The sequence below is a fragment of the Alistipes sp. An66 genome (assembly GCF_002161445.1).
Taxonomy (GTDB): Bacteria; Bacteroidota; Bacteroidia; order Bacteroidales; family Rikenellaceae; genus Alistipes; species Alistipes cottocaccae.
On record NZ_NFHT01000007.1, the window covers coordinates 78570 to 98880 of the forward strand.

Consider the following 20311-nt stretch of genomic DNA (forward strand, 5'->3'; position numbering starts at 1 on the left):
TTTTATTCGGAAATGGTTCCATTTCATCCGCCCCGGACATTTACGCACCCTTTTCCGGAGAAAAAGAAACCCCGTCCCGGGAGCCTGCGGGGGTGTATGCGGCAGTTTTCGGAAGGATCCGGGGAGGTCCCGTCAGAGAATCGTACGGCAACCCCGTGCGCACTCCTGCCGGAGCCGGAGATTCCGGCCCCGGCAGGAGTGCGGAAGCCGGTACAAGAAATCGGGGACGGCATCAGTCTGCCGTCCCCGATCCGGATGGAGGAGCGAAGTCCCGACCCGCCGGACGACGGGCCTGAATGCTCTATGCCTTGCGCTTGAATTCCGTGGGCGTCACCTCGAAATGACGCTTGAAACAGATGCTGAAATATTTGGGGTTGGCGAATCCCGTCATCACGGAGATCTCGGCGATGGTCAGATCCGACTCTTTCAGGAGCTGGGCCGCCCGTTTGAGCCGGATGTCCAGGATGAACTCCTTGACCGACATGCCGGTGATGTCGTTTATCTTCTGATAGAGAAGCGTTCGGCCGATCGACATGTCCGCCGCAAAGGCATCCACGTCATAATCGTTGTTGTCGATATTCTGCTCGATATAGTTCATCGCCTTTTTCAGCAACTCCTCGTCCATGGAGGAGATGGTCAGTTTGGAGGGTTCGGCGATGAACTTCTTGCTGTACCGCTCCTTCAATTCGTTCTGGGTCCGGATCAGGTTGTCGACCTGTTTGAGCAGGAAATCCATGTCGAGGGGTTTGTCGAGGAAGACATTGGCTCCGGCCTCCAAAGCCCGGATCTTGCTGTCGCTGTCCTTCATACCGGAAAGGACGATGATCGGGATATGGCTGGTCTTGATATTCGACCGCAGCGAACGGCAGACGCCGAATCCGTCCGTTCCGGGCATCATCAGGTCGGTGATCACGATCTGGGGAGCGATTCGTTCCACCTTGACGACCCCTTCGCTGCCGTTGGCGACCGTATAGACGTTGTAGAACTTCGACAGGCGCTGTTCGAGGTAATTTCTCAAATTCGGATCGTCCTCGATGACGACGATCGTGCAGGCCTTGCGGTCGTGTCTGTCGCTCCACGCGGAGGGGTCCTCCTCGGAGAGCATGTTGTCGATCTCCGAGACCGTATAGTCATAGGATTCGGCGCCGCTGTCGGTTCGTTCCGCAAGCAGCGTAAAGGGCAGCACCACGGTGAACGCCACCCGCGAGTTACCCGACGCCAGCGAGACCCGGCCGCCCAGATTGTTCACCAGCTCCTTGACAATGGCCAGACCCAGCCCCGTACTGCCTTCGAATTCGGGGCGGCGGTCCGAAAGACGGTTGAACGATTCGAAAATCGACTCTTTCCGCTCCTCGGGGATTTCAGCGCCCGTATTCGTCACCGTAAAGGCCAGATATTCGGTTCCGGGCATCCGGTTGCGGTTCGCACCGATCTGTTCGTCCGAAGCCCGGGCCACCTTCACTCCGACATAGCCGTTCTCGGTCGTGTACTTGACGGCATTGGAGAAGAGGTTCGTGAAGATCTTCTCGATCACATCGTGATCGAAGCGGGTATAAAAACTCTCGCAGAAGGAGTTGAAATCGGTCTCAATACCCTTCTTGTTGGCGTAGAAGTCGAACAGGGAGAAGATGCTCCCGATGAAACGGATCAGATCGCCCGGCTGCCGGTTGAGGGTGATCTTCTGGCTTTCGATCTCGCGGAACTGCAACAGCTGGCTGATGGTGCGTTGAATGCGGTTGACGTTCTTCTCGATCAGATGCACATAGGCATTGCAGGGATTGTTCTCCGGCAGCATCGTTTTGAGCTGCTTCAAGGGATCGACCACCAACGTCAGGGGTGTTTTCAGGTCGTGGGAGATGTTCGTGAAGAAGTTGATCCGCGCACGGGTGAGTTCCTTCATGTTCTGCTCCTTGATCCGTTCGAGTTCCAGACGATGCTCGAAGAGTTTCTTGTTGGTGAAGTAACGCAAGACGAAACAGGCGGCGCCGATCGCCATCAACCCATAAAGTCCCCAGGCCCAGGGCGAGAGGAACGGCGACGGTTTCATGCGGAAATGCAGCGTCGAGACTTCGTCGCTCCACAGGCCGTCATTGTTGGCAGCCTTGATTTCGAATCGGTAATTCCCGGCCGGCAGATTGAAGAACTGCACGGCCTTCTGTCCGGGCGGCAGCAGCAGCCATCGATCCGAGAGCCCGACCATCCGATAGGAATACCGGTTTTTTTCGGCTTCGAGATAGCTGTTCGTCGAGAAGCGGATCTCGATATTCGACTGCCGGTAGGAGAGTTCGATGATGTTGTCCTCCTCCCGGCCGTCATCGCCCGCCGGCACGGACATCGTCGTAATCGACCGATTGAGCGGGACTCCTTTTTCGCCCGGAACGACCGGCGTGTCATTGATCCGCAGATCAGTAAAATACACGCTGGGTTTCAGCGTGTTATGCCGAATCTCCCGGGGGGGGGGAAAATAGGATGAACCCATCGGTTCCGCCGAAAAGCAACTCGCCTTTCGAGGTCTTGTAGCACGAACGTACGTAATAGGCGCCGCAACGGTCGGGGCTGTCGATCTGCGACTTGTTGAGGGTCCCGGCCGCATGGTCATAGTAATACAGCCCGTCATTGGTGCTGAACCAGATGTTCTTCGAGGGGGTATCCTCCAGGATTCCGAACACCATCTTGCCGTCGAGTCCGCAACCGTTCCGGTCCTTGAAATTGACGTAACGGCCGTCGCGGCTCAACCGGTTGACTCCGCCGCCGCGGGTTCCGAAATAGATGTCGGAATCGGAGGTGATGCAGTAGGAGCAGAGCTGGTTAACCGAATAAGGTGCATCTTCGATGTAGTAACGTTTGAGGATCCGCCGCGTATGGACATCCACGACATAAGCACCCTCATAGGTCACCAGCCAGAGGTTGCCGCGCTTGTCATGAAACAGCGTCTCGATGCGCATCCGCAGGGGATTTCCCGTCTCATCGGTAAATCGGACATTCTCGACGACATGCGTTTCCGCATCCATGTACATGAGTTCGGTATCGGGATCAACCATCCAAAACCCCTCATCCTTCTCCCGGACGAAGTCGTAGACACACAGGGGCTTCGAGGAGTCCGGATGTCGCATGGGCAATTCGACGAAACGGTCGCGCCGTTCATCAAACCCATTCATTCCGCCGTTGAACACCGACACCAGCAGCATATCGCTCTTCGTATCATAGCGGAGTTTCTTGATCATGTTCGAGGTGATCCCGCTCCGGTTCTCCTGCGTATAGTAGAGGAACCGGTCGTTCTGCCGGTCCCAGTAATTGACGCCTCCGCCTTCGGTTCCGATCCAGAGGTTTCCCTGTTCATCCTCCTCGAAGCAGCTGACGATCGGGTTGTTCAGCCCTCCGGGGGTTGCCTTGAAATAGCAGTCGACCGTACTGTCCGAGAAGGTCATGTAAGCCAGTTTTCCGCCATAGGTTCCGACCCAGACGCCGCCGTCGGGATCGGGATAGACCGACCACACGGAGTTGTTGGGCAGCGAGTAGGGATAATGGAGATTCGAACGCAGCAACCGGGTGGTATCGTTGCGGGGGTCGAGCAGCATGAGCCCCGACTGCGTGGCGACCCAGATGATCCCGGCGCTGTCAAGGAAGAGTTCCTTGGCGCCGGCCGACTTTTCGTATTCGGTGGGGAGCTTGAAATAGTGGAGGATGTGTCCGGCGGGATCACACTCGTAGAGTCCGTTCATCAGGGTCAGGACATAGACCGAACCGCCGAACTCGACGACATCCCGGATCAGGGCGTTGTCGTCACCCAGCACGGTGAACAATTCATATTCGCCCGTCCGGGGATCGAGGCTGAACAGTTTGGCTCCGACCGAGACATAGACATGCCGGTCGAAACACATCAGCGAGAGATTGGATCCGTCGGCAGCGATCTTGTCGGGCAACGAATAGGAGCGGACGGCAGGCGAGCGTTCGGGGTCGAACGACTCGATTCCGTTGTTCCGGATCAGCCAGATCGTCCCGTCGGGATCGGAGGTTACCGAGCCGATATTTCCATCCAACGCGGTTTCGAAGCGCTGCAACCCGTAGTCGAATCCGAGCAGGCCCTGATTGGTACCGACGTAGAGAGCGCGGTGACGGCCGGTGACGACCTGTCCGTAGAGCCAGTATGAAGCCGGCGACAATTCCGCGACGCGATCGTTCATGCGCACGAACGAATGGCCGTTGTACATGAACAGGGCGTCATATCCGCTGAACCAGATTCTCCCGACGCTGTCTTTGGCTATGCTGTGAATTCCTCCGTAATAGGAGGTTTCGGGCATCGAATGAAACCGATAATCGGCGACATCGAATCCCCGGGCCGCCGGGGCGTCCAGCAAAGCGACGAGCAACAAGACCGACAGGAGATACTTCATAATCCGGTTTGGGTTATATATATACAAAGATAGGAATTTTCAGGGAACTTCGCCACACCGGCGACAGTTTTCCGCATTATTCACCCTTCCGCAAAACAAACCGGGAGGGCGCTTCGAAGCGTCCTCCCGGTGTTTTCATGTGGGAATAAGGCAATTATTCCAGCCGGCGCGAGCCGTCGGAGATCACCACGTCGTAAACCTGCGGTTCATGACCGTATTTGGCGTTGAACTTCTCCCGGGCCGTTGCGATGAAATGGTCGTAGAGTTCGTCCTTCACGAGGTTGATCGTGCAGCCGCCGAATCCGCCGCCCATGATGCGCGAACCCGTCACACCGCACTCCTCGGCGATCTCGGCCAGGAAGTCCAGCTCCTCGCACGACACTTCGTAATCCTTCGACATGCCCCAGTGGGTCTCATACATGCGCTTGCCGACCGTCTCGTAATCGCCCTTTTCGAGCGCGTCGCAGACATCCAGCACGCGGCGCTCCTCGCCGATCACATAGCGGGCACGCTTGTAGTCCTCCTCGGAGATCTGATCCTTGATGGCATCGAGCTGCTCCATCGTGGCACCGCGCAGGAACTCCTGTCCGAGGGCCTTGGCCACCCGCTCGCACGAGGCGCGGCGGTCGTTGTAGGGCGATCCGACGAGTTCATGCTTCACGCGCGAATCCACCAGCACGAGCCGGTAGCCCTTCGGGTCGAACGGGAAGTAGGCATACTCCATCGAGCGGCAGTCCAGACGCATCAGACACCCCTTCTTGCCGAACACCGACGCGAACTGGTCCATGATGCCGCAGTTTACGCCGCAATAGTTGTGTTCGGTAGCCTGTCCGATCCGTGCGAGTTCGAATTTGTCGATTCCGCAGTTGAAGAGATCGTTCAGCGCGAATGCGAAGGTCGATTCGAGGGCTGCGGACGACGACATGCCGGCGCCCAGAGGCACATCCCCGGCGAACACGGCATCGAAGCCGCCGATCTTGCCGCCGCGCTTCTGCACCTCGCGGCATACGCCGAAGATATAGCGGGCCCAGCTTTCAGCGGGTTTGTCCTCCTCGCGCAGTCCGAACTCCGACGACTCATTCAGGTCGCAGGCATAGGCGCGGACCTTGTCCGTGCCGTTGAGTTTGATCGCGGCGACGATACCCTTGTCGACGGCTCCCGGGAAGACGAATCCTCCGTTGTAGTCGGTATGCTCGCCGATGAGGTTGATCCGGCCCGGCGAAGCAAAGAGGATGGCGCCTTCGCCATAGAGTTCCCGGAACTTCTTGCTGACTTTTTCTTTCATGGTTCTTATAGCTGTTTGTGGTTTTAAGTGTTTCGAGTTGCACGAAGATAGTGAAAAATCCGCAACATCGTATGCAAATTCGTTTCAATTAATGGTATAAACGTATCATAAGAGGCTTCGGGATCCGAGGACGGCGACATGCCCACGCAACGGAAAGCCCATTTTCGGGCAGGTTTCGGGTTGTAATTCCGAAAATATTCGCTACCTTTGCAAAGGTTTCGTTTCACAAGCACACAACCAAACTGCAAAACGATATGAGAAAACACCTCGTCTTCGCCGCCGCCCTGCTGCTGACGGGCGGAGCGGCTCTGGCACAGACCAAAGTCATCGCACACCGCGGTTACTGGACGGCTCCGGGTTCGGCCCAGAATTCGCTGACGTCGTTCAGCAAGGCCGATTCGATCGGCGTCTACGGATCGGAGATCGACGTATGGCTCACGGCCGACGACCGGCTGATCGTCAACCACGACCGCGTCTACAAGGGCACCGGGATCGACATGGAGCGCTCCAAGGCCAGGGAGATCATGCAGATCGTGCTGCCCAACGGAAAGGAGAACATCCCCTCGCTGGACCAGTATCTCGATCTTGTGGCCTCGAAACCCGACACGCGGCTGATCCTCGAAATGAAGTCGCTCTCGGACCTCAACCGGGAGGACCTTGCCGCGGAGAAGATCGTCCGGGCGCTGCGCAGACACGGCGTGCTGGAACGCACCGACATCATCGCCTTCTCGATCAACGCCTGCCTGGCCTTCAAGAAGCTGATCCCCGATACGAAGATCTACTACCTGAACGGCGACCTCCCGCCCAAGAGCATCAAGAAACTGGGGCTGGCCGGCATCGACTATTCGATGGGCGCCTTGCGGAGACACCCCGAGTGGGTGAAGCAGGCCCACGATCTGGGGTTGGAAGTCAACGTCTGGACCGTGGACTCGGAGGAGGACATGAGGTACTTCATCGACCTGGGCGTGGACTACATCACGACCGACTACCCCGAGCGGTTGCAGGCACTTCTGAAATAATACGGAGAGGCCCGCAATAAGCGGCACGGAAAAGGGGCGGCAAACGTTTGCCGCCCCTTTTCCGTGCCGACCCCGGGATCAGAGATCCACGACCGTCACCTCGATGCCGCGTTCGCGCAGCCGGTCGAGATAGAGCGGCTGCACGCCGCTGTCGGTGATGATCCGGTCGACAGCTTCCAGCTCGCAGATCTTGCTGAACCCGCGCCGTCCGAATTTCGAGCTGTCGGCCAGCACCACGACCTTCTGCGCGGCCTCGATCATCGCACAGTTGAGCGAGGCTTCGAGCATGTTGGTCGTTGTCAGCCCGAATTCGAGGTCGATGCCGTCCACGCCGATGAAGAGTTTGCTGCAATTGAAGTTGCGGAGCATCGCCTCGGCGAAGGGTCCCACGACGGAGACCGAACTGCTGCGGGTGATGCCGCCCAGCTGAATCACATCGATATCGGGGTTCTGCGACAGGATCCGCGTCACGGGGACCGACGCCGTGATGACCGTCAGATGCCCCTGCGGCTTGATTTCGCGGGCCAGGAAGGTCACGGTCGTTCCCGAGGCGATGATGACCGAGTCCTCCGGGGCGATCAGGGCGGCGGCGGCAACGCCGATGGCCTGTTTTTCGGAGACGTTTTTTTTCTCTTTTTCATTGACGTGGCGGTCGCCGATATAGGGGCTGATCAGGATGGCGCTGCCGTGCGTACGATACAGTTTTTTCTGCTGTTCGAGGTAGGAGAGATCCTTGCGGATGGTCACCTCCGACACCCGGAAGAGGTCGGAGAGCTGCGTCACCGAGATCGATCCGTTCTGTTGCAGAAGAGTCAGGATCCGGTTGTGCCGTTCCGGGAGGCTCAAAAGAGGTTCTTCGCTGATTTTGTTCATGTCCGATCAGGAATTTTCGTGTTTCAGCGTTCAATATACAAAAATTTTCCCGAAAATCATGCTCCGCAGGGGAGAAAAACACCTTCCGGTCGGAAGCGGCAAACGGGCCGCGCCTTTCAAAATAGAAGCCTTTATATTTTGAAATAGAGAAAAAAAGTCGTACTTTTGTTGCGAATCGAAATTCCCGAATCCGGTCCCGCAGCCGAATCGGTCTTTATAGCAAAAACCATGTGGAAACTACTGCAACCTCCCGCTCATAAGCCGGAAATCGATGCTGCAAAGGTCGATTCGCGGTACAGGAGCCTGCGCCTGCAAGTCTTTGCGGGCATCTTCATCGGCTATGCCGGATTCTATCTCGTGCGCAAGAACTTCTCGATGGCCATCCCGGAGCTGGGCAATCTCGGATTCGACACGAGCGAATTGAGCATCGTGCTCTCGATGAACGCCATTGCCTACGCCCTGTCGAAATTCCTGATGGGCAGCGTCTCGGACCGCAGCAACGCGCGGGTTTTCCTGCCGCTGGGACTGGTGCTGGCCTCGCTGTCGATGATGTTCATGATCATCCCCGTAACGCTGCTCGGCCCCGAGCGCAGGGAGCTGGCGATCATCGTCATGGCGGCGCTGAACTTTCTGGTGGGCTGGTTCAACGGCATGGGCTGGCCCCCGTGCGGTCGGGTGATGACCCACTGGTTCTCGCAGAACGAGCGCGGCACGAAGATGTCCGTCTGGAACTGCGCCCACAACGTCGGCGGGGCGCTCGTGGGCCCGATGGCCGTCTACGGGGCGATCTGGTTCGGGTCGTGGTTCTACGGCAGCCACAGCGAACTCTACTTCCTGATCGGCACCTACCTCTTCCCGGCCGTCGTATCGATCTTCATAGCCCTCGCGGCCTACGTGTTGATCCGCGACACGCCGCAGGCGTGCGGACTTCCGTCGGTGGAGAAGTGGCGCAACGACTACCCGAAGGATTACAGCGCCAAGCAGGAGGAGGTGCTCACCACGCGGGAGATCTTCTTCAAATACGTGCTGAACAACCGCCTGCTGTGGTACATCGCCCTGGCGAACGCCTTCGTCTACATGGTTCGTTACGGCTGTCTGGACTGGGCCCCGACCTACCTCCGCGAGGCGCAGGGCTACGACATCAAACAGGCCGGCTGGGCCTATTTCGCCTACGAATTCGCCGCCATCCCGGGGACGCTGATCTGCGGCTGGTTGAGCGACAAGATTTTCCACGGACGCCGGGCCCTGCCGACGATCCTCTTCATGGCCATCGTGGCGCTCTTCATCCTCCTCTACTGGCAATTCTCGTCGAACTACGTCATCGTGACGCTGTCGCTGATCGCCATCGGGTTCTTCATCTACGGTCCGGTGATGCTCATCGGCGTGCAGGCGCTGGATCTGGCGCCGAAGAACGCTTCGGGGACGGCGGCCGGGCTGACGGGCTTCTTCGGCTATTTCCTCGGCACGGCGATTCTGGCCAACATCGTGCTGGGCACGGTGGCCGACAAGGCGGGTTGGGACTGGACCTTCGTGCTGCTGATCGGAGCCTGTCTGCTGGCCATCGTCTTCATGGCCTTCACCTGCAAACGGGAGAAGGAGCGGCACTGACCCGGATCCCGACGTCCGAAACACCCTCACTCGGGGATCGACCAAGCCCTCAACTCCCGGTTGAGGGCTTTTTCATGTCCGCCGACCAGCCGGTCGAGCAGGGCGTGGAAACGCGGCGAATGGTTGTGATGGACCGTATGGCAGAGTTCGTGGAGGATGACGAAGTCGCGCAGATGCTCGGGCAGGGTCATCAGGAAGAGGCTCAACGAGATGTGGTTCCGCCCCGAGCAACTCCCCCACTTCGTGCGCGAGGCGCGGATCGAGAGCTTTTCGTATTTCAGGCCGGTGGCGGCCGCAAGGCGGGCGATGCGCTCCGGAAGGTCCTCCCGGGCGGCCCGGCGCAGCTCCTCGATGCGGGCTTTGCGCTCCGCGGGCGGGAGTTGCGGCGGCAGGGCGGCGCGACGGCGGGCGAGACGTTCCTGTGCAGCGAGGATCCAGTCGACCTTCTCATCGAGGAATGCCAGCGCCCGCTGCCGCGACACTCCGAAGGGATAGGCGAGCCGCACGGCTCCCGTCGCCCGCACGCGGATCGAGATGCGCCGGGCCCGGGGCGACTGCGCGAGGGTTACCTCCCCGAGCCGGGGATGGTCGATCACCTCGGCGGTTTCGGTTTTTACGGAGATCCCGCCCCGGGGACTCCGGAGATTCCGTCCGAGCCGTCCGAGCCATCCGTCCCCTCCGATCTTTTCGTTTCCTCCGCTCATTCCGCCCCCTCCGGTCCTTTCGCCTTTCCGTTCATTCCGCCCCTTTTCGCCCCTCCGATCATCGCAGCCACAGGGAATGCACCGCCAGAGAGGTAATCACATCGGCCGAATCGCGGCGCTCGATCAGCAGACGTTCAAAGAGGATGCAGCAGCGATCGTCGCTGTAACACAGCAACTGCAAAGTCTGCTCACCGGTCGGTTCGACACCCTGCGAAGGATCGAAACCGCTCTGTCCGAGCTGTTTTTCCAGCACCTCCGCACCCGTGATTTCAAGCACGGGACGCTCCTCCCCGAGATAGAAACGCAGCGTATCATTCACGAAGGCATAACTGTCGGAGTTCCACTCCGTGAGGTTGACATAGCAGCGCGAGAAACGATCGTCTTCGTCGATCTCGACGCAGACATTCCGGGGAAGGCAGACTCCGACGGAGGGATTCGCCTCGACCACCTCCCCGACGGCCGGTTCCCAACCCCACTGCACATAGTCGTGCATCACCGTGGGAAGAATCTCCACCAAGTCGTTCGACTCCTCCACCCCGAAGCGTGCAAACGCGGCGCTGTCGCGCTCGACATACGCCAACGCCTCATAGAGTTCGCGGTACTCCTTGCGGAAGGTCGTATCGGCCAGCGACGCGGGTGCGAGCGAAAGCCGTCCCGTCGCCGCATCGAGACGTCCGAGACGCTCGGCGATCCGCTCGACGCGGCGGGTCTGCGAGCGCAGGGCGGCGCGTTCGGGTTCCAGCGCGGGGATGTAGGCCACGGCGGCGAAGGCGACGATCGCGGCCAGCACGACCCACAGGTAGCGTCCGGCGCGGCGCGAGAGGAAGAGCAGGATGCAAAATGTCATCAGTCCGCCGCAAAGGAGCAGGTAGATGCGCGAAACGGTCAGTCCGTATTCACCGACGCGGCGGGCGACCCCGACCCAGAACAGCACCACGAGGGGCAGCGCCAGAAGGCTGAACCGGTCGTAGAACCAGTCGAGGGTGCGTTTTTCGAGGGGCAGCCGCAGGGCTTTGACCAGCAGTGCGGTGATCGTGAATCCGAAGACCAGATAGGCCACGCCGCCCTCGGGCAGCGTCCACGTAAAGAGGATTTTCAGCAGATAGAGGTAGAGGATCGCGGCGTAGATGGCCACGGCGGGCGTAAAGATCCAGTTCAGCAGGACTTCGAGGATGCGCGACGAGCCGAAACGAGCCTCGTCCCAGCGGTCGAGCATCATCATGAAGAGGGTCGGCACGGCGAGGAACTGCGTCACGAAGAAGAGGTCGGCTGAAAGGTGTGCCACCCAGCGGGCATCGCCGAACCCGAAGATGTAGGCCGCCGACCAGAGAATCGCCTCGAAGAGCCCGTAGGCGACGTAGGCGAAGAGCATGGCCAGCACCGCCGAACGCAGATAGACCAAAGCATCGGCCACGAAGCGTTCGTTGGCCACGGCCCGACGGCAGGCCAGCAGGGCCAGCGGCGTGAGGATCGCAAAGGTGATGACGGCCTGCGCCGATTCGACCCATTCGGGCAGCCCCGGCCAGAGGAAGAGCGGCACCAAAGGCGCCCAGGCCACCCAGTAGATGCGGCGCCAGACGCTGCGTCCGGCCAGCCGGTTGACGACGAGCAGCAGCAGGGCGCCCCACCCCAGCACCAGCATCCGGGGGCCGTTGGGATCTTGGTCGGTTTCCAGACAGACGATCAGCGTCACGGTCAGGGCCAGCAACAGCAGCAGCTCCAACGGATGGCGGCACACGACGGTCGCGAGTCCCTTCCGGAACTCCGCAACGCGCTCTCGAAAATTCCACTTCATGATTCGGCGGTTTTTGGTTTTTATCGGATCAACATCGGGAGAACGGGATCGGAGCTGGGGATCAGTCGCCGATGCGCTGGCGCACAACCTCGAACAACATCACGGCCGCGGCGGCCGAGACGTTGAGCGACTCGATATGGCCGATCATCGGGATGGCCAGCTGCTCGTCGCAGAGTTTCAGGACCTCTTTCGAGATGCCGGTATCCTCGGCGCCCATGACGAGCACCGTCGGACGGCGGAAATCGGCGTCGTAGAGCAGCTTGCGGCTCTTTTCCGTGGCGGCGACGACCTGAAAGCCCTCGGCCTGCAACTGTTTGAGCGTATTGCGGACCGAGCCCACACGGCAGACGGGGATCGTCGCGAGCGCCCCGGCCGACGAACGGATCGCCTCGGCATTCACCGGCGCGGAGTTTTTGAGCGGCGTGACGAGCCCGTGCGCCCCGGCGCACTCGGCCGAACGGGCGATGGCCCCGAAGTTGCGCACGTCGGTCACGCCGTCGAAGAGGACCACCAGCGGGGTTTCGTCCTCGGGGACCCGTTCGAGAATATCCGTCAACCCGACGTACTCGATGGCGGCGGTCTGCGCCACGACGCCCTGGTGGTTGCCGCGCACGAGGCGGTTCAACTTCTCGACGGGCACCTCCTGCCAGCGGATGCGGTGGCGGATGCAGAGGTCGCGGAACTCCTGCATCAACGGTCCCTCGGCCCCCTTGCGGATGTAGAGCTTTTCGATCTGCCGGCCGGCTTCGATGGCCTCGGCCACGGGACGAATCCCGAAAATCAGGTTATCCATTGTATTGTTCTTCGGTTATTTCCAGTTCGTAGGAGGCCTTCTCCCACTCGTGCATCTGGTGGTCGTAACGGGACTTCAAGTCGTTGTAGGCCGTATAGTCGGCCTCGTTGTAGTCGGTCGCGGCGGCGAACTTCGCATCGTATTCGGCGATCCGCTTCTCCAATTCGGCCAGTTCCGTCTCCACGCTCTCCACCGCCTTGCGCAGCTTGCGCAGCAGCTTCTCCTGCTCCTTCTTCTGCTCGTAGGAGGCTTTTCCGGAAAGGACGGCCTTCTCCGCCGCGCCGTCCGCGGCGTTCGCAGCGGTTGTACCGCCGGAACCCTTCGCACCGTCGGAACCCTTCGCGCCGGCGGCCGGACCGGCTTTCGGGGCACTCTTCGGAGCGGCGGTCTTCGCCGGTGCATCGCGGCGCTCGATCTCCTGCAAGGATTCCAGCTTGCGCTTTTCGAGGAAGTAGTAGATCCCCCCGAGATACTCCTTGACACCTCCGTCGCGGAATTCGTAGACCTTCTCGACCATGCCGTCGAGAAACTCGCGGTCGTGCGAGACGACGACCACCGTGCCGTCGTATTTCAGGATGGCGTTTTTGAGGATGTCCTTCGAACGCATGTCCATGTGGTTCGTGGGCTCGTCCAAAACCAGCAGGTTGCGCGGTTCCAGCATCATGCGGGCCATGGCCAGCCGCGCCCGCTCGCCGCCCGAGAGGACCTTGACCTTCTTGTCGATGTCCTCGCCGCGGAAGAGGAACGCCCCGAGGATGTCGCGCAGCCGCGTGCGGATATCGCCCACGGCCACGCGGTCCAGCGTGTCGTAGACCGTAAACTCGCCGTCCATCAGGTCGTCCTGATTCTGGGCGTAGTAGCCGATGTTGACGTTGGCGCCGATGCGGATCGACCCCTCCGTCGGAGTCAGCTGCCCGACGAGCATCCTCGCCAGCGTGGTCTTGCCCTCGCCGTTGCGCCCGACAAGAGCGATCCGGTCGCCCTTCTCGATGACGAAATTCGCGCCGCTGAACACATGCTTCGCCCCGAACGACATCCCGGCCTCGTTGATCTCGGCGACGATCTGTCCCGAACGCGGCGCGGGCGGGAACTTGATGTTCAGCGTGGCAAGGTCCTCCTCCTCGACTTCGAGACGTTCGAGACGCTCCAACTGCTTGATGCGCGACTGCACCTGGTTCGACTTCGTGGGCTTGTAGCGGAACTTCTCGATGAACTCCTCGGTCTTCTCGATCATCCGCTGCTGGTTCTCGTAGGCGGCCAGCTGCTGCGCGCGGCGTTCGGCGCGCAGGACGACGTATTTCGAATAGGGCACCTTGTAGTCGGTGATCCTGCCCAGCGAGAGCTCCACGGTGCGGTTCGTCACGTTATCGAGGAACGCCCGGTCGTGGGAGATCAGCAGCACGGCGCCGTTGTAGTTTTTGAGGTACTCTTCGAGCCACTGGATCGACTCAATGTCGAGGTGGTTCGTGGGCTCGTCCAAAAGGAAGATCGAGGGGCGCCGCAGGAGCAGTTTCGCCAGCTCGATGCGCATGCGCCAGCCTCCGGAGAACTCGCTCGTGGCACGTCCGAAATCCTCGCGCTTGAATCCCAGACCGAGCAACGTCTTCTCGATGTCGGCATCGCGGGTCTCGCCGCCGAGGATGTGGTAGCGGTCCTGGGCGTCGTTCAGGCGGTGCAGCAGCTGTTCGTAGGCGGCCGACTCGTAGTCGGTCCGCACGGTGATCTCGCGCGTGAGGTCGGCTATCTCGGCTTCGAGGCGCAGGACCTCGTCGAAGGCCTTGGCGGTCTCGTCGACGAGCGTCGTGGTGTCGGCCACGCGCATCGTCTGCGGGAGGTAGCCGATCGTACACTCGCCGTTGATCGTCACGGCGCCCGACGTGGGCTGCTGCTCACCGGTGATGATGCGCAGCAGCGTGGTTTTCCCCGCGCCGTTCTTGCCGACCAGACCGATGCGGTCCTTGGGGTTGATCAGGAACGAGATATTGTCGAAGAGGGTCCAGCCCCCGTAACTGACTGTCAGATTGTCGAGTGAAATCATAAGCAACACGTTGAGGGAGCCGCCGCACGGGCAGTTCCGGAAAACACCGCAAAGGTAACGTTTTTACAGGAAAATCCACCATTGCAGGAAGCGGTGTCTTCGCTTTTTCCCGGTATTTTGCCACCGCCGTGCAAAAAGCGCCCCTTTCCGGACGCTTTCACGACCGACCGGCGTCGGGACGTTACGCTTCGAGGATGCGCCGGATCTCGGCCTCGGGATCCGCAGCCTTGAAGACGGCGCTCCCGGCCACCAGAACCTCGGCCCCGGCATCGAATACCTCACGGGCATTGGCTGCCGAAATACCGCCGTCGACCTCGATGATTGTCTCCAACCCGAGCTCCGAAACCAGCGCCCGCAGCTCGCGGATCTTGTCGAGCGACCCGGGGATAAACGACTGCCCGCCGAATCCCGGCTCGACGCTCATCACCAGCACCAGGTCGACCTTCGGAAGCACCTCGCGGAGCGCCTCGACCGGCGTGGCGGGCTTGATCGAGACGCCGACCTTCGCTCCGGCCCCGCGGATGCGGGCGATGCACCCATCGGGATCGGCGGTGGCTTCGAGGTGGAAGGTCACCAGATCGGCCCCGGCCTCGACGAACCGCGCGACATACTTCTCGGGCTCGACGATCATCAGATGCACGTCGAGGAACTTCGACGTCGCCTTCCGGATGGGCTTCATCACGGGGAATCCGAACGAGATATTGGGGACGAAGACGCCGTCCATGACGTCGATGTGGACCCATTCGGCCGCGCTGCGGTCGATCATCCGCGTATCGCGGTCCAGATGACCGAAGTCGGCCGAAAGCATCGAAGGAGCTACTATGCGCTGCATGGATTTTCGATTTTATACTCCCAGGGTTTCAAATTCAAACCTCTCGGGTTTCATTTTTAAACAAAGATAATAAAAATTCGGCAGAAAATCCTATCTTTGCAAAATATGAATACGACCGCCATTCTAATCATCGTCCTGCTCGGCGCAGCCGTCGCGACACTTGCCGCCGTAGCCGTCGCCCTGCGCCGCGAGACGGCCCGTCTGCGGAGCGAAAAAGAGAGTGCCGAAGCCTCGCAGACCGACCTGGGCCAGCGCCTTGCCGCCACCGAAACCCTCCTCACGGAGACCCGTCAGGCCCGTGACGGAGCGCAGACCGAATTGCGGGCGCTGCGCGAAGAGCACCTCCGCACACAGACCGAGCTGGCCGCCCTGCGGGCCTCGTCGGCCTCGGAGATCGACGCCCTGCGGACGAAGAACGCCGAGGAGCGCGACGCCGAGCGCGCCGCACGCGAAAAGTTGGAGGAGCGTTTTCGCCTGGAATTCAAAAACCTCGCCACGGAGATCCTCGGCGAGCAGTCGCGGGAGTTCAAGCAGACGAACAAGGAGTCGCTGGACCTCCTGCTGAAACCCTTCCGCGAGAACATCACCGAGTTCCGCGAACGGGTCGAGCGCATCTACTCCCACGAGAACGAACAGCGCGGCGAGCTGAAAAACGAGCTCAAACGCCTCATGGAGCTGAACCAGCACATCTCGGCCGACGCCCGGAACCTGACCGACGCGCTGAAAGGCAACTCGAAGGTGCAGGGCGACTGGGGCGAGATGCTGTTGGAGACGATCCTCGACAGTTCGTCGCTCTCGAAAGGCATCCACTACGAGACGCAGTACAACATCAAGGACGACGAGGGCCGCAACCTGCGTCCGGACGTGGTGCTGCATCTGCCCGAAAAGAAGGATATCGTCATCGACTCGAAGGTTTCGCTCACGGCCTTCGTGAACTACACGGCGGCCGAAACCGCCGAGGAGCGGCAGCGGCACATGGCGGCACACGTGGCGTCGGTGCGCCAGCACGTCATCGAACTCGGACGCAAGGAGTACCAGCGTCGGCTGAACTCGCCGGATTTCGTCATCATGTTCGTACCGAACGAGCCGGCCTTCCTGGCGGCACTGCAAAGCGACCCGAAGATCTGGTCCGACGCCTATGAACGGAAGGTGATCGTCTCGTCGCCGACGAACCTCTTCGCGCTGCTGAAACTCGTCGCGGACCTCTGGAAATACAACGATCAGGACAAGAACACCAAGGAGATCGCCGCCTGCGGGCTGAAACTCTACGAACAGCTGGTGGCCTTCACCTCGTCGCTCGAAGGGGTCGGCACGGCGCTCGGCAAGGCCCGCGATGCTTACGAGGACGCCTACAAACGGCTCTGCACGGGCAACGACAACATCATCCGCGTGGGCGAGCGCCTGCGCCGTACGGCGCGCCTGCAAACCAAGCGGCAGCATGCGCCCCGCACGCTCGAACTCGCCGGCAGCGACACCGTAGAGGAAGCCCCGGCCGAGATACCGGAGGAGACGCCCGCACCCGACGGGAGCGGCAGCCGGGCAGATGTCCCGACGGGAACTTCGGAATCCGGCACCCCAACCGACTGAACATTCATCCAGACAAATTCCATATCTCAAACTACATCCAAATCAATGAAAAACATCGCAGTCCTGTTGGCAACCCTGACCTTTCTACTACCGGTCTCGGCCGCCCATCCGAAAGCCGATCCACAAGCAGTCGTCACCTCCGGAAACGCCCGTTTCACAGTTCTCACTCCGCAGCTCGTCCGCATGGAGTGGAGCGAAGACGGCGTATTCGAGGATCGCGCGACGCTCACCTTCATCAACCGCACGACGCCCGTTCCGGAGTTCCGCGTGCGGGAGAGCCGTTCAAAGCTGACCATCACGACGTCGGCACTTACGCTCACCTACGGCAAAAACGGGAAATTCACGCCCGAGAACCTGAAAGTCGTCTTCCGCCTCAACGGGAAGGATGTCACCTGGACGCCCGGTATGGAGGATCCGCAAAACCTCATGGGCACGACCCGCACGCTGGACGGATGCGACGGCAACAAACTCGGGCGTGAGCCGATGGAGCAGGGCATCCTCTCCCGTTCGGGATGGGCTGTAGTGGACGACAGCCGTCGTCACCTGCTCGTCGCCGACGATTCGCACTGGAAGGAGTGGGTGGCGCCGCGTCCGGAGGGCGAACGGCAGGATCTCTACCTCTTCGCCTACGGACACGACTACAAGCAGGCGCTCGCCGATTTCCAGCTGGTTGCCGGCCGGGCGCCGCTGCCTCCGAAATACACCTTCGGATACTGGTGGAGCCGCTATTGGCAATATTCGGACGACGAGTTCCGGGATCTGGTCTCCAAGCTACGATCTATGGACGTGCCGCTCGACGTGCTGATCGTCGACATGGACTGGCATGAAACCTGGAGCCTGCGCAAAAACAACGCCCCGACCGATGAATACGGACAGCGGATCGGATGGACCGGCTATACCTGGCAGAAGGAGTTGTTCCCCTCGCCGGCCAACTTTCTGCAATGGACCGAAAACGAGGGGTTGAAGGTGGCTCTCAACCTCCACCCGGCATCGGGCATCCAGCCCTACGAGGATGTCTACGAGGATTTCACCCGCGCCTACGGCTGGACGGAAAAGGACAAGAGCGTCCCCTTCCACATCGACGAAAAGAAGTGGGCCGACGTCTACTTCCAAACCGTACTGGCACCGATGGAGAAGGAAGGGGTCGATTTCTGGTGGCTCGACTGGCAGCAGTGGCGCGAATCGAAGTTCACACCCGGACTCTCGAACACCTTCTGGCTGAACCACACCTTCTTCCGCCATGCCGAAGAGAGCTGTCCCGACCAGCGTCCGTTCATCTACCACCGTTGGGGCGGTCTGGGGTCGCACCGTTATCCGCTGGCCTTCTCGGGCGACACCTACGCCACATGGGCGACCCTTGCCTACCTGCCCTACTTCACCGCCACGGCTTCGAACGTCGACTACGGCTACTGGGGGCACGACATCGGCGGCCACATGTTCCACAAGGACCAGCCGGCCACGGATCCCGAACTCTATACGCGCTGGCTCCAATACGGCATCTTCACCCCGATCTTCAAGACCCATTCCACGAAAGACCCGCGCATCGAACGCTACATCTGGGCCTTTCCCGACCACATGTTCTACATGCGCGACGCCATCCGTCTGCGCTACACGCTGGCGCCCTACATCTACAATGCGGCGCGTGAGAACTTCGACACCGGCATAGGTATCTGCCGCCCGATGTATTACGAATATCCCGAGCTCGACGAGGCCTACAACGCACCGGAGCAGCACTTCTTCGGCAACGACATACTCGCGACGGCGATCACCGGCCCGGCGGATTCGCTTTCGGGCCTCGCCGAACGGAAAGTCTGGTTCCCGGAAGGCCGCTGGTACGACTGCGCCACGGGAGCGATGTACGACGGGGGCATGAGCCGCACGCTCCGGTATACGATTGCCGAAACGCCGTGGTACGTGCGTGCCGGCGCCATTCTGCCGATGAACCCGGCGCATGTCCAGAACCTCCAACATCCGTGCGACACGCTCGTGCTGACCTTCATTCCGGGCGGCGACGGAGAACTCCGCCACTACGAGGACGACGGCATCAGCCAGCGCTACGACGAAGAGTTCGCCACGACGCACATCACCAAGCGCCAGAGCGGGAATCTCATCCGCGCCGAGATCGCCGCCCGCGAGGGCAGCTATGCCGGAGCTCCGGCAAGCCGCAGCTACGAACTGCGCTTTCCGGCGACCTTCCCGCCGCAACGCGTGACGGTCGACGGGAAAGAGATCCCCTACGCACGATTCCCGCAGGCCGGCACATGGACCTACGAAGCCTATACGCTGGCACCGATCGTCTACACGGAGCCGCACGCCTGCGACCGGCCGCTTGTCGTGGAGCTGATCCTCGACGAAAGGGCGCTTCCGATGCAGGAGGAGCTCTACGGCAAGAGCGGAATCTTCAAACGCTGCCAGGACCTCACCGTGGAGTTCAAACTCGAACAGGGCAGGTTCGGCGAGACCTACAAGCTGCTGCCGCAGGAGTACCTCCGGGTTTCGCAGTGCGCGAACTTCATCCTCGAACGTCCGGAACTGGCCTTCGAACTGATCCCGCAGTTCGACGAGATGCGGAACAAAATGTTCGAGACGACCGACAAGATGGAGATTCTCGGCCCGGCTTTCAAGGAGAAGCTGCACCGGCAGCTCGGCAAGGAAGAATAATCCTTTCTCCGACAACAAATGCAATTCCCCCGTCCGTGAAAGACGGGGGAATTGCATTTTCCAACCCGGAGATGCAACATTACGGGCTTCGGAAAATAGCAAGCGAAAGCTACCGCCAACTCCTGCGCAGGCGGCTTTCGATGCCGGGCGAGGCCGTCAGCGCCTGGGTCTCCAAAAGGTCGTCCCAGATCTCGTCGACCCACGTCACCCTTCCGCGGCAGCGCTTCAACACCTCCACGGACCAAACCCGCACGGCCACCTTCGCCGCCGGATCGACCGCCCATTCGGCCGCCGCCCCCGCAATGCGCTCCAACACATCCGGATCGGGATGCACCCGGCGCAGCAGGTCGGCCATGATCTTTGCAAAATGGCGCCGTGCGCTCGGATCCCCGCATGCCGGGAAATCCCGCCGGCAAAACGGCTCCGCATGGGGCATGAAGTGCTCCGGAGCCGTAAAATAGAGGCGGTCCAACACATAGGCGGCCCGAAAGCGGATCTTGTGCCGCACGGGGTTCGGCAACGCCCCGATTCCCCGGGACAAGCCGGTCTTTCCGGTTCCTCCGGACTCCCCGGAATCCTTGTCCTCCCCGGGCAACCCGGCGGCAATCCTATACAACACGCCGACGGCCCCCGCCTCACACACCCTGCGGGCCATCCCGTCGGCGAAATGCTCCTGCCAACGATCGTCCAACGCCCCGATCAACTCCTCGTCACTCATCTCG

General features: G+C 60.7%; 14 protein-coding genes. 4 read left to right on the forward strand and 10 right to left on the reverse strand.

Annotated elements, in window-relative coordinates; translation table 11 throughout:
• Positions 1–301 precede the first annotated feature (301 nt).
• The 3 genes from B5G16_RS12865 to galK form a co-directional block, all read right to left on the reverse strand.
• On the reverse strand, positions 302–2419 hold the full coding sequence (locus B5G16_RS12865; protein ID WP_239406009.1) for a hybrid sensor histidine kinase/response regulator transcription factor: 2118 nt from the start codon (positions 2417–2419) through the stop codon (positions 302–304).
• 16 nt (positions 2420–2435) lie between these two features.
• The gene (locus B5G16_RS12870; protein WP_239406011.1) at positions 2436–4394 is read right to left on the reverse strand and encodes a ligand-binding sensor domain-containing protein; all 1959 of its coding nucleotides are present in this window, start codon (positions 4392–4394) and stop codon (positions 2436–2438) included.
• Positions 4395–4548: 154 nt separating this feature from the next.
• On the reverse strand, positions 4549–5679 hold the full coding sequence (gene galK / locus B5G16_RS06580; protein ID WP_087262457.1) for a galactokinase: 1131 nt from the start codon (positions 5677–5679) through the stop codon (positions 4549–4551).
• 254 nt (positions 5680–5933) lie between these two features.
• Here galK and B5G16_RS06585 point away from each other — a divergent pair, with 254 nt between their 5' ends.
• The gene (locus tag B5G16_RS06585; RefSeq protein ID WP_087262459.1) at positions 5934–6698 is read left to right on the forward strand and encodes a glycerophosphodiester phosphodiesterase family protein; all 765 of its coding nucleotides are present in this window, start codon (positions 5934–5936) and stop codon (positions 6696–6698) included.
• A 78-nt stretch (positions 6699–6776) separates the two neighbouring features.
• On the opposite strand, the gene B5G16_RS06590 is transcribed toward B5G16_RS06585, so the two are convergent.
• On the reverse strand, positions 6777–7571 hold the full coding sequence (locus tag B5G16_RS06590) for a DeoR/GlpR family DNA-binding transcription regulator (RefSeq protein WP_087262461.1): 795 nt from the start codon (positions 7569–7571) through the stop codon (positions 6777–6779).
• A 228-nt stretch (positions 7572–7799) separates the two neighbouring features.
• On the opposite strand from B5G16_RS06590, the gene pgtP reads away from it, so the two are divergent.
• On the forward strand, positions 7800–9179 hold the full coding sequence (gene pgtP, locus B5G16_RS06595; RefSeq protein ID WP_087262463.1) for a phosphoglycerate transporter protein PgtP: 1380 nt from the start codon (positions 7800–7802) through the stop codon (positions 9177–9179).
• A gap of 26 nt (positions 9180–9205) precedes the next feature.
• Here pgtP and B5G16_RS06600 read toward each other — a convergent pair whose 3' ends face one another.
• From B5G16_RS06600 to rpe, 5 genes are all read right to left on the reverse strand, one after another.
• Positions 9206–9883 (reverse strand): M48 family metallopeptidase, encoded by a 678-nt coding sequence (locus tag B5G16_RS06600; protein WP_087262465.1) that lies wholly within the window; start codon positions 9881–9883, stop codon positions 9206–9208.
• 58 nt (positions 9884–9941) lie between these two features.
• A complete protein-coding gene (locus tag B5G16_RS06605) occupies positions 9942–11678 on the reverse strand; it encodes a DUF4153 domain-containing protein (protein WP_087262467.1) in 1737 nt (578 codons plus the stop codon).
• A gap of 61 nt (positions 11679–11739) precedes the next feature.
• Positions 11740–12471: a 23S rRNA (guanosine(2251)-2'-O)-methyltransferase RlmB gene (rlmB, locus tag B5G16_RS06610; protein ID WP_087262469.1), complete on the reverse strand. Its 732-nt coding sequence runs from the start codon at positions 12469–12471 to the stop codon at positions 11740–11742.
• On the reverse strand, positions 12464–14509 hold the full coding sequence (gene abc-f, locus B5G16_RS06615) for a ribosomal protection-like ABC-F family protein (RefSeq protein ID WP_087262471.1): 2046 nt from the start codon (positions 14507–14509) through the stop codon (positions 12464–12466). The genes rlmB and abc-f overlap by 8 nt, the downstream gene beginning before the upstream one ends.
• Positions 14510–14690: 181 nt before the next feature.
• The gene (rpe, locus tag B5G16_RS06620; RefSeq protein ID WP_087262472.1) at positions 14691–15341 is read right to left on the reverse strand and encodes a ribulose-phosphate 3-epimerase; all 651 of its coding nucleotides are present in this window, start codon (positions 15339–15341) and stop codon (positions 14691–14693) included.
• A gap of 105 nt (positions 15342–15446) precedes the next feature.
• Here rpe and rmuC point away from each other — a divergent pair, with 105 nt between their 5' ends.
• Both rmuC and B5G16_RS06630 read left to right on the forward strand, forming a co-directional pair.
• Complete coding sequence (gene rmuC / locus B5G16_RS06625; protein ID WP_143260844.1) at positions 15447–16928, forward strand: DNA recombination protein RmuC; 1482 nt, start codon at positions 15447–15449, stop codon at positions 16926–16928.
• Positions 16929–16973: 45 nt separating this feature from the next.
• The gene (locus B5G16_RS06630; RefSeq protein ID WP_087262474.1) at positions 16974–19589 is read left to right on the forward strand and encodes a glycoside hydrolase family 31 protein; all 2616 of its coding nucleotides are present in this window, start codon (positions 16974–16976) and stop codon (positions 19587–19589) included.
• A 109-nt stretch (positions 19590–19698) separates the two neighbouring features.
• Here B5G16_RS06630 and B5G16_RS06635 read toward each other — a convergent pair whose 3' ends face one another.
• Complete coding sequence (locus tag B5G16_RS06635) at positions 19699–20307, reverse strand: hypothetical protein (RefSeq protein WP_087262476.1); 609 nt, start codon at positions 20305–20307, stop codon at positions 19699–19701.
• Positions 20308–20311: the final 4 nt, after the last annotated feature.

Coding starts and splice junctions, on each gene's coding strand:
- B5G16_RS06600 (WP_087262465.1), bottom strand. CDS start 9,883: ATGAGCGGAGGAAACGAAAAGATCGGAGGGGACGGATGGCTCGGACGG.
- B5G16_RS06590 (WP_087262461.1), bottom strand. CDS start 7,571: ATGAACAAAATCAGCGAAGAACCTCTTTTGAGCCTCCCGGAACGGCAC.
- galK (WP_087262457.1), bottom strand. CDS start 5,679: ATGAAAGAAAAAGTCAGCAAGAAGTTCCGGGAACTCTATGGCGAAGGC.
- B5G16_RS06630 (WP_087262474.1), top strand. CDS start 16,974: ATGAAAAACATCGCAGTCCTGTTGGCAACCCTGACCTTTCTACTACCG.
- rmuC (WP_143260844.1), top strand. CDS start 15,447: ATGAATACGACCGCCATTCTAATCATCGTCCTGCTCGGCGCAGCCGTC.
- rlmB (WP_087262469.1), bottom strand. CDS start 12,471: ATGGATAACCTGATTTTCGGGATTCGTCCCGTGGCCGAGGCCATCGAA.
- B5G16_RS12870 (WP_239406011.1), bottom strand. CDS start 4,394: ATGAAGTATCTCCTGTCGGTCTTGTTGCTCGTCGCTTTGCTGGACGCC.
- B5G16_RS06605 (WP_087262467.1), bottom strand. CDS start 11,678: ATGAAGTGGAATTTTCGAGAGCGCGTTGCGGAGTTCCGGAAGGGACTC.
- pgtP (WP_087262463.1), top strand. CDS start 7,800: ATGTGGAAACTACTGCAACCTCCCGCTCATAAGCCGGAAATCGATGCT.
- rpe (WP_087262472.1), bottom strand. CDS start 15,341: ATGCAGCGCATAGTAGCTCCTTCGATGCTTTCGGCCGACTTCGGTCAT.
- B5G16_RS06635 (WP_087262476.1), bottom strand. CDS start 20,307: ATGAGTGACGAGGAGTTGATCGGGGCGTTGGACGATCGTTGGCAGGAG.
- abc-f (WP_087262471.1), bottom strand. CDS start 14,509: ATGATTTCACTCGACAATCTGACAGTCAGTTACGGGGGCTGGACCCTC.
- B5G16_RS06585 (WP_087262459.1), top strand. CDS start 5,934: ATGAGAAAACACCTCGTCTTCGCCGCCGCCCTGCTGCTGACGGGCGGA.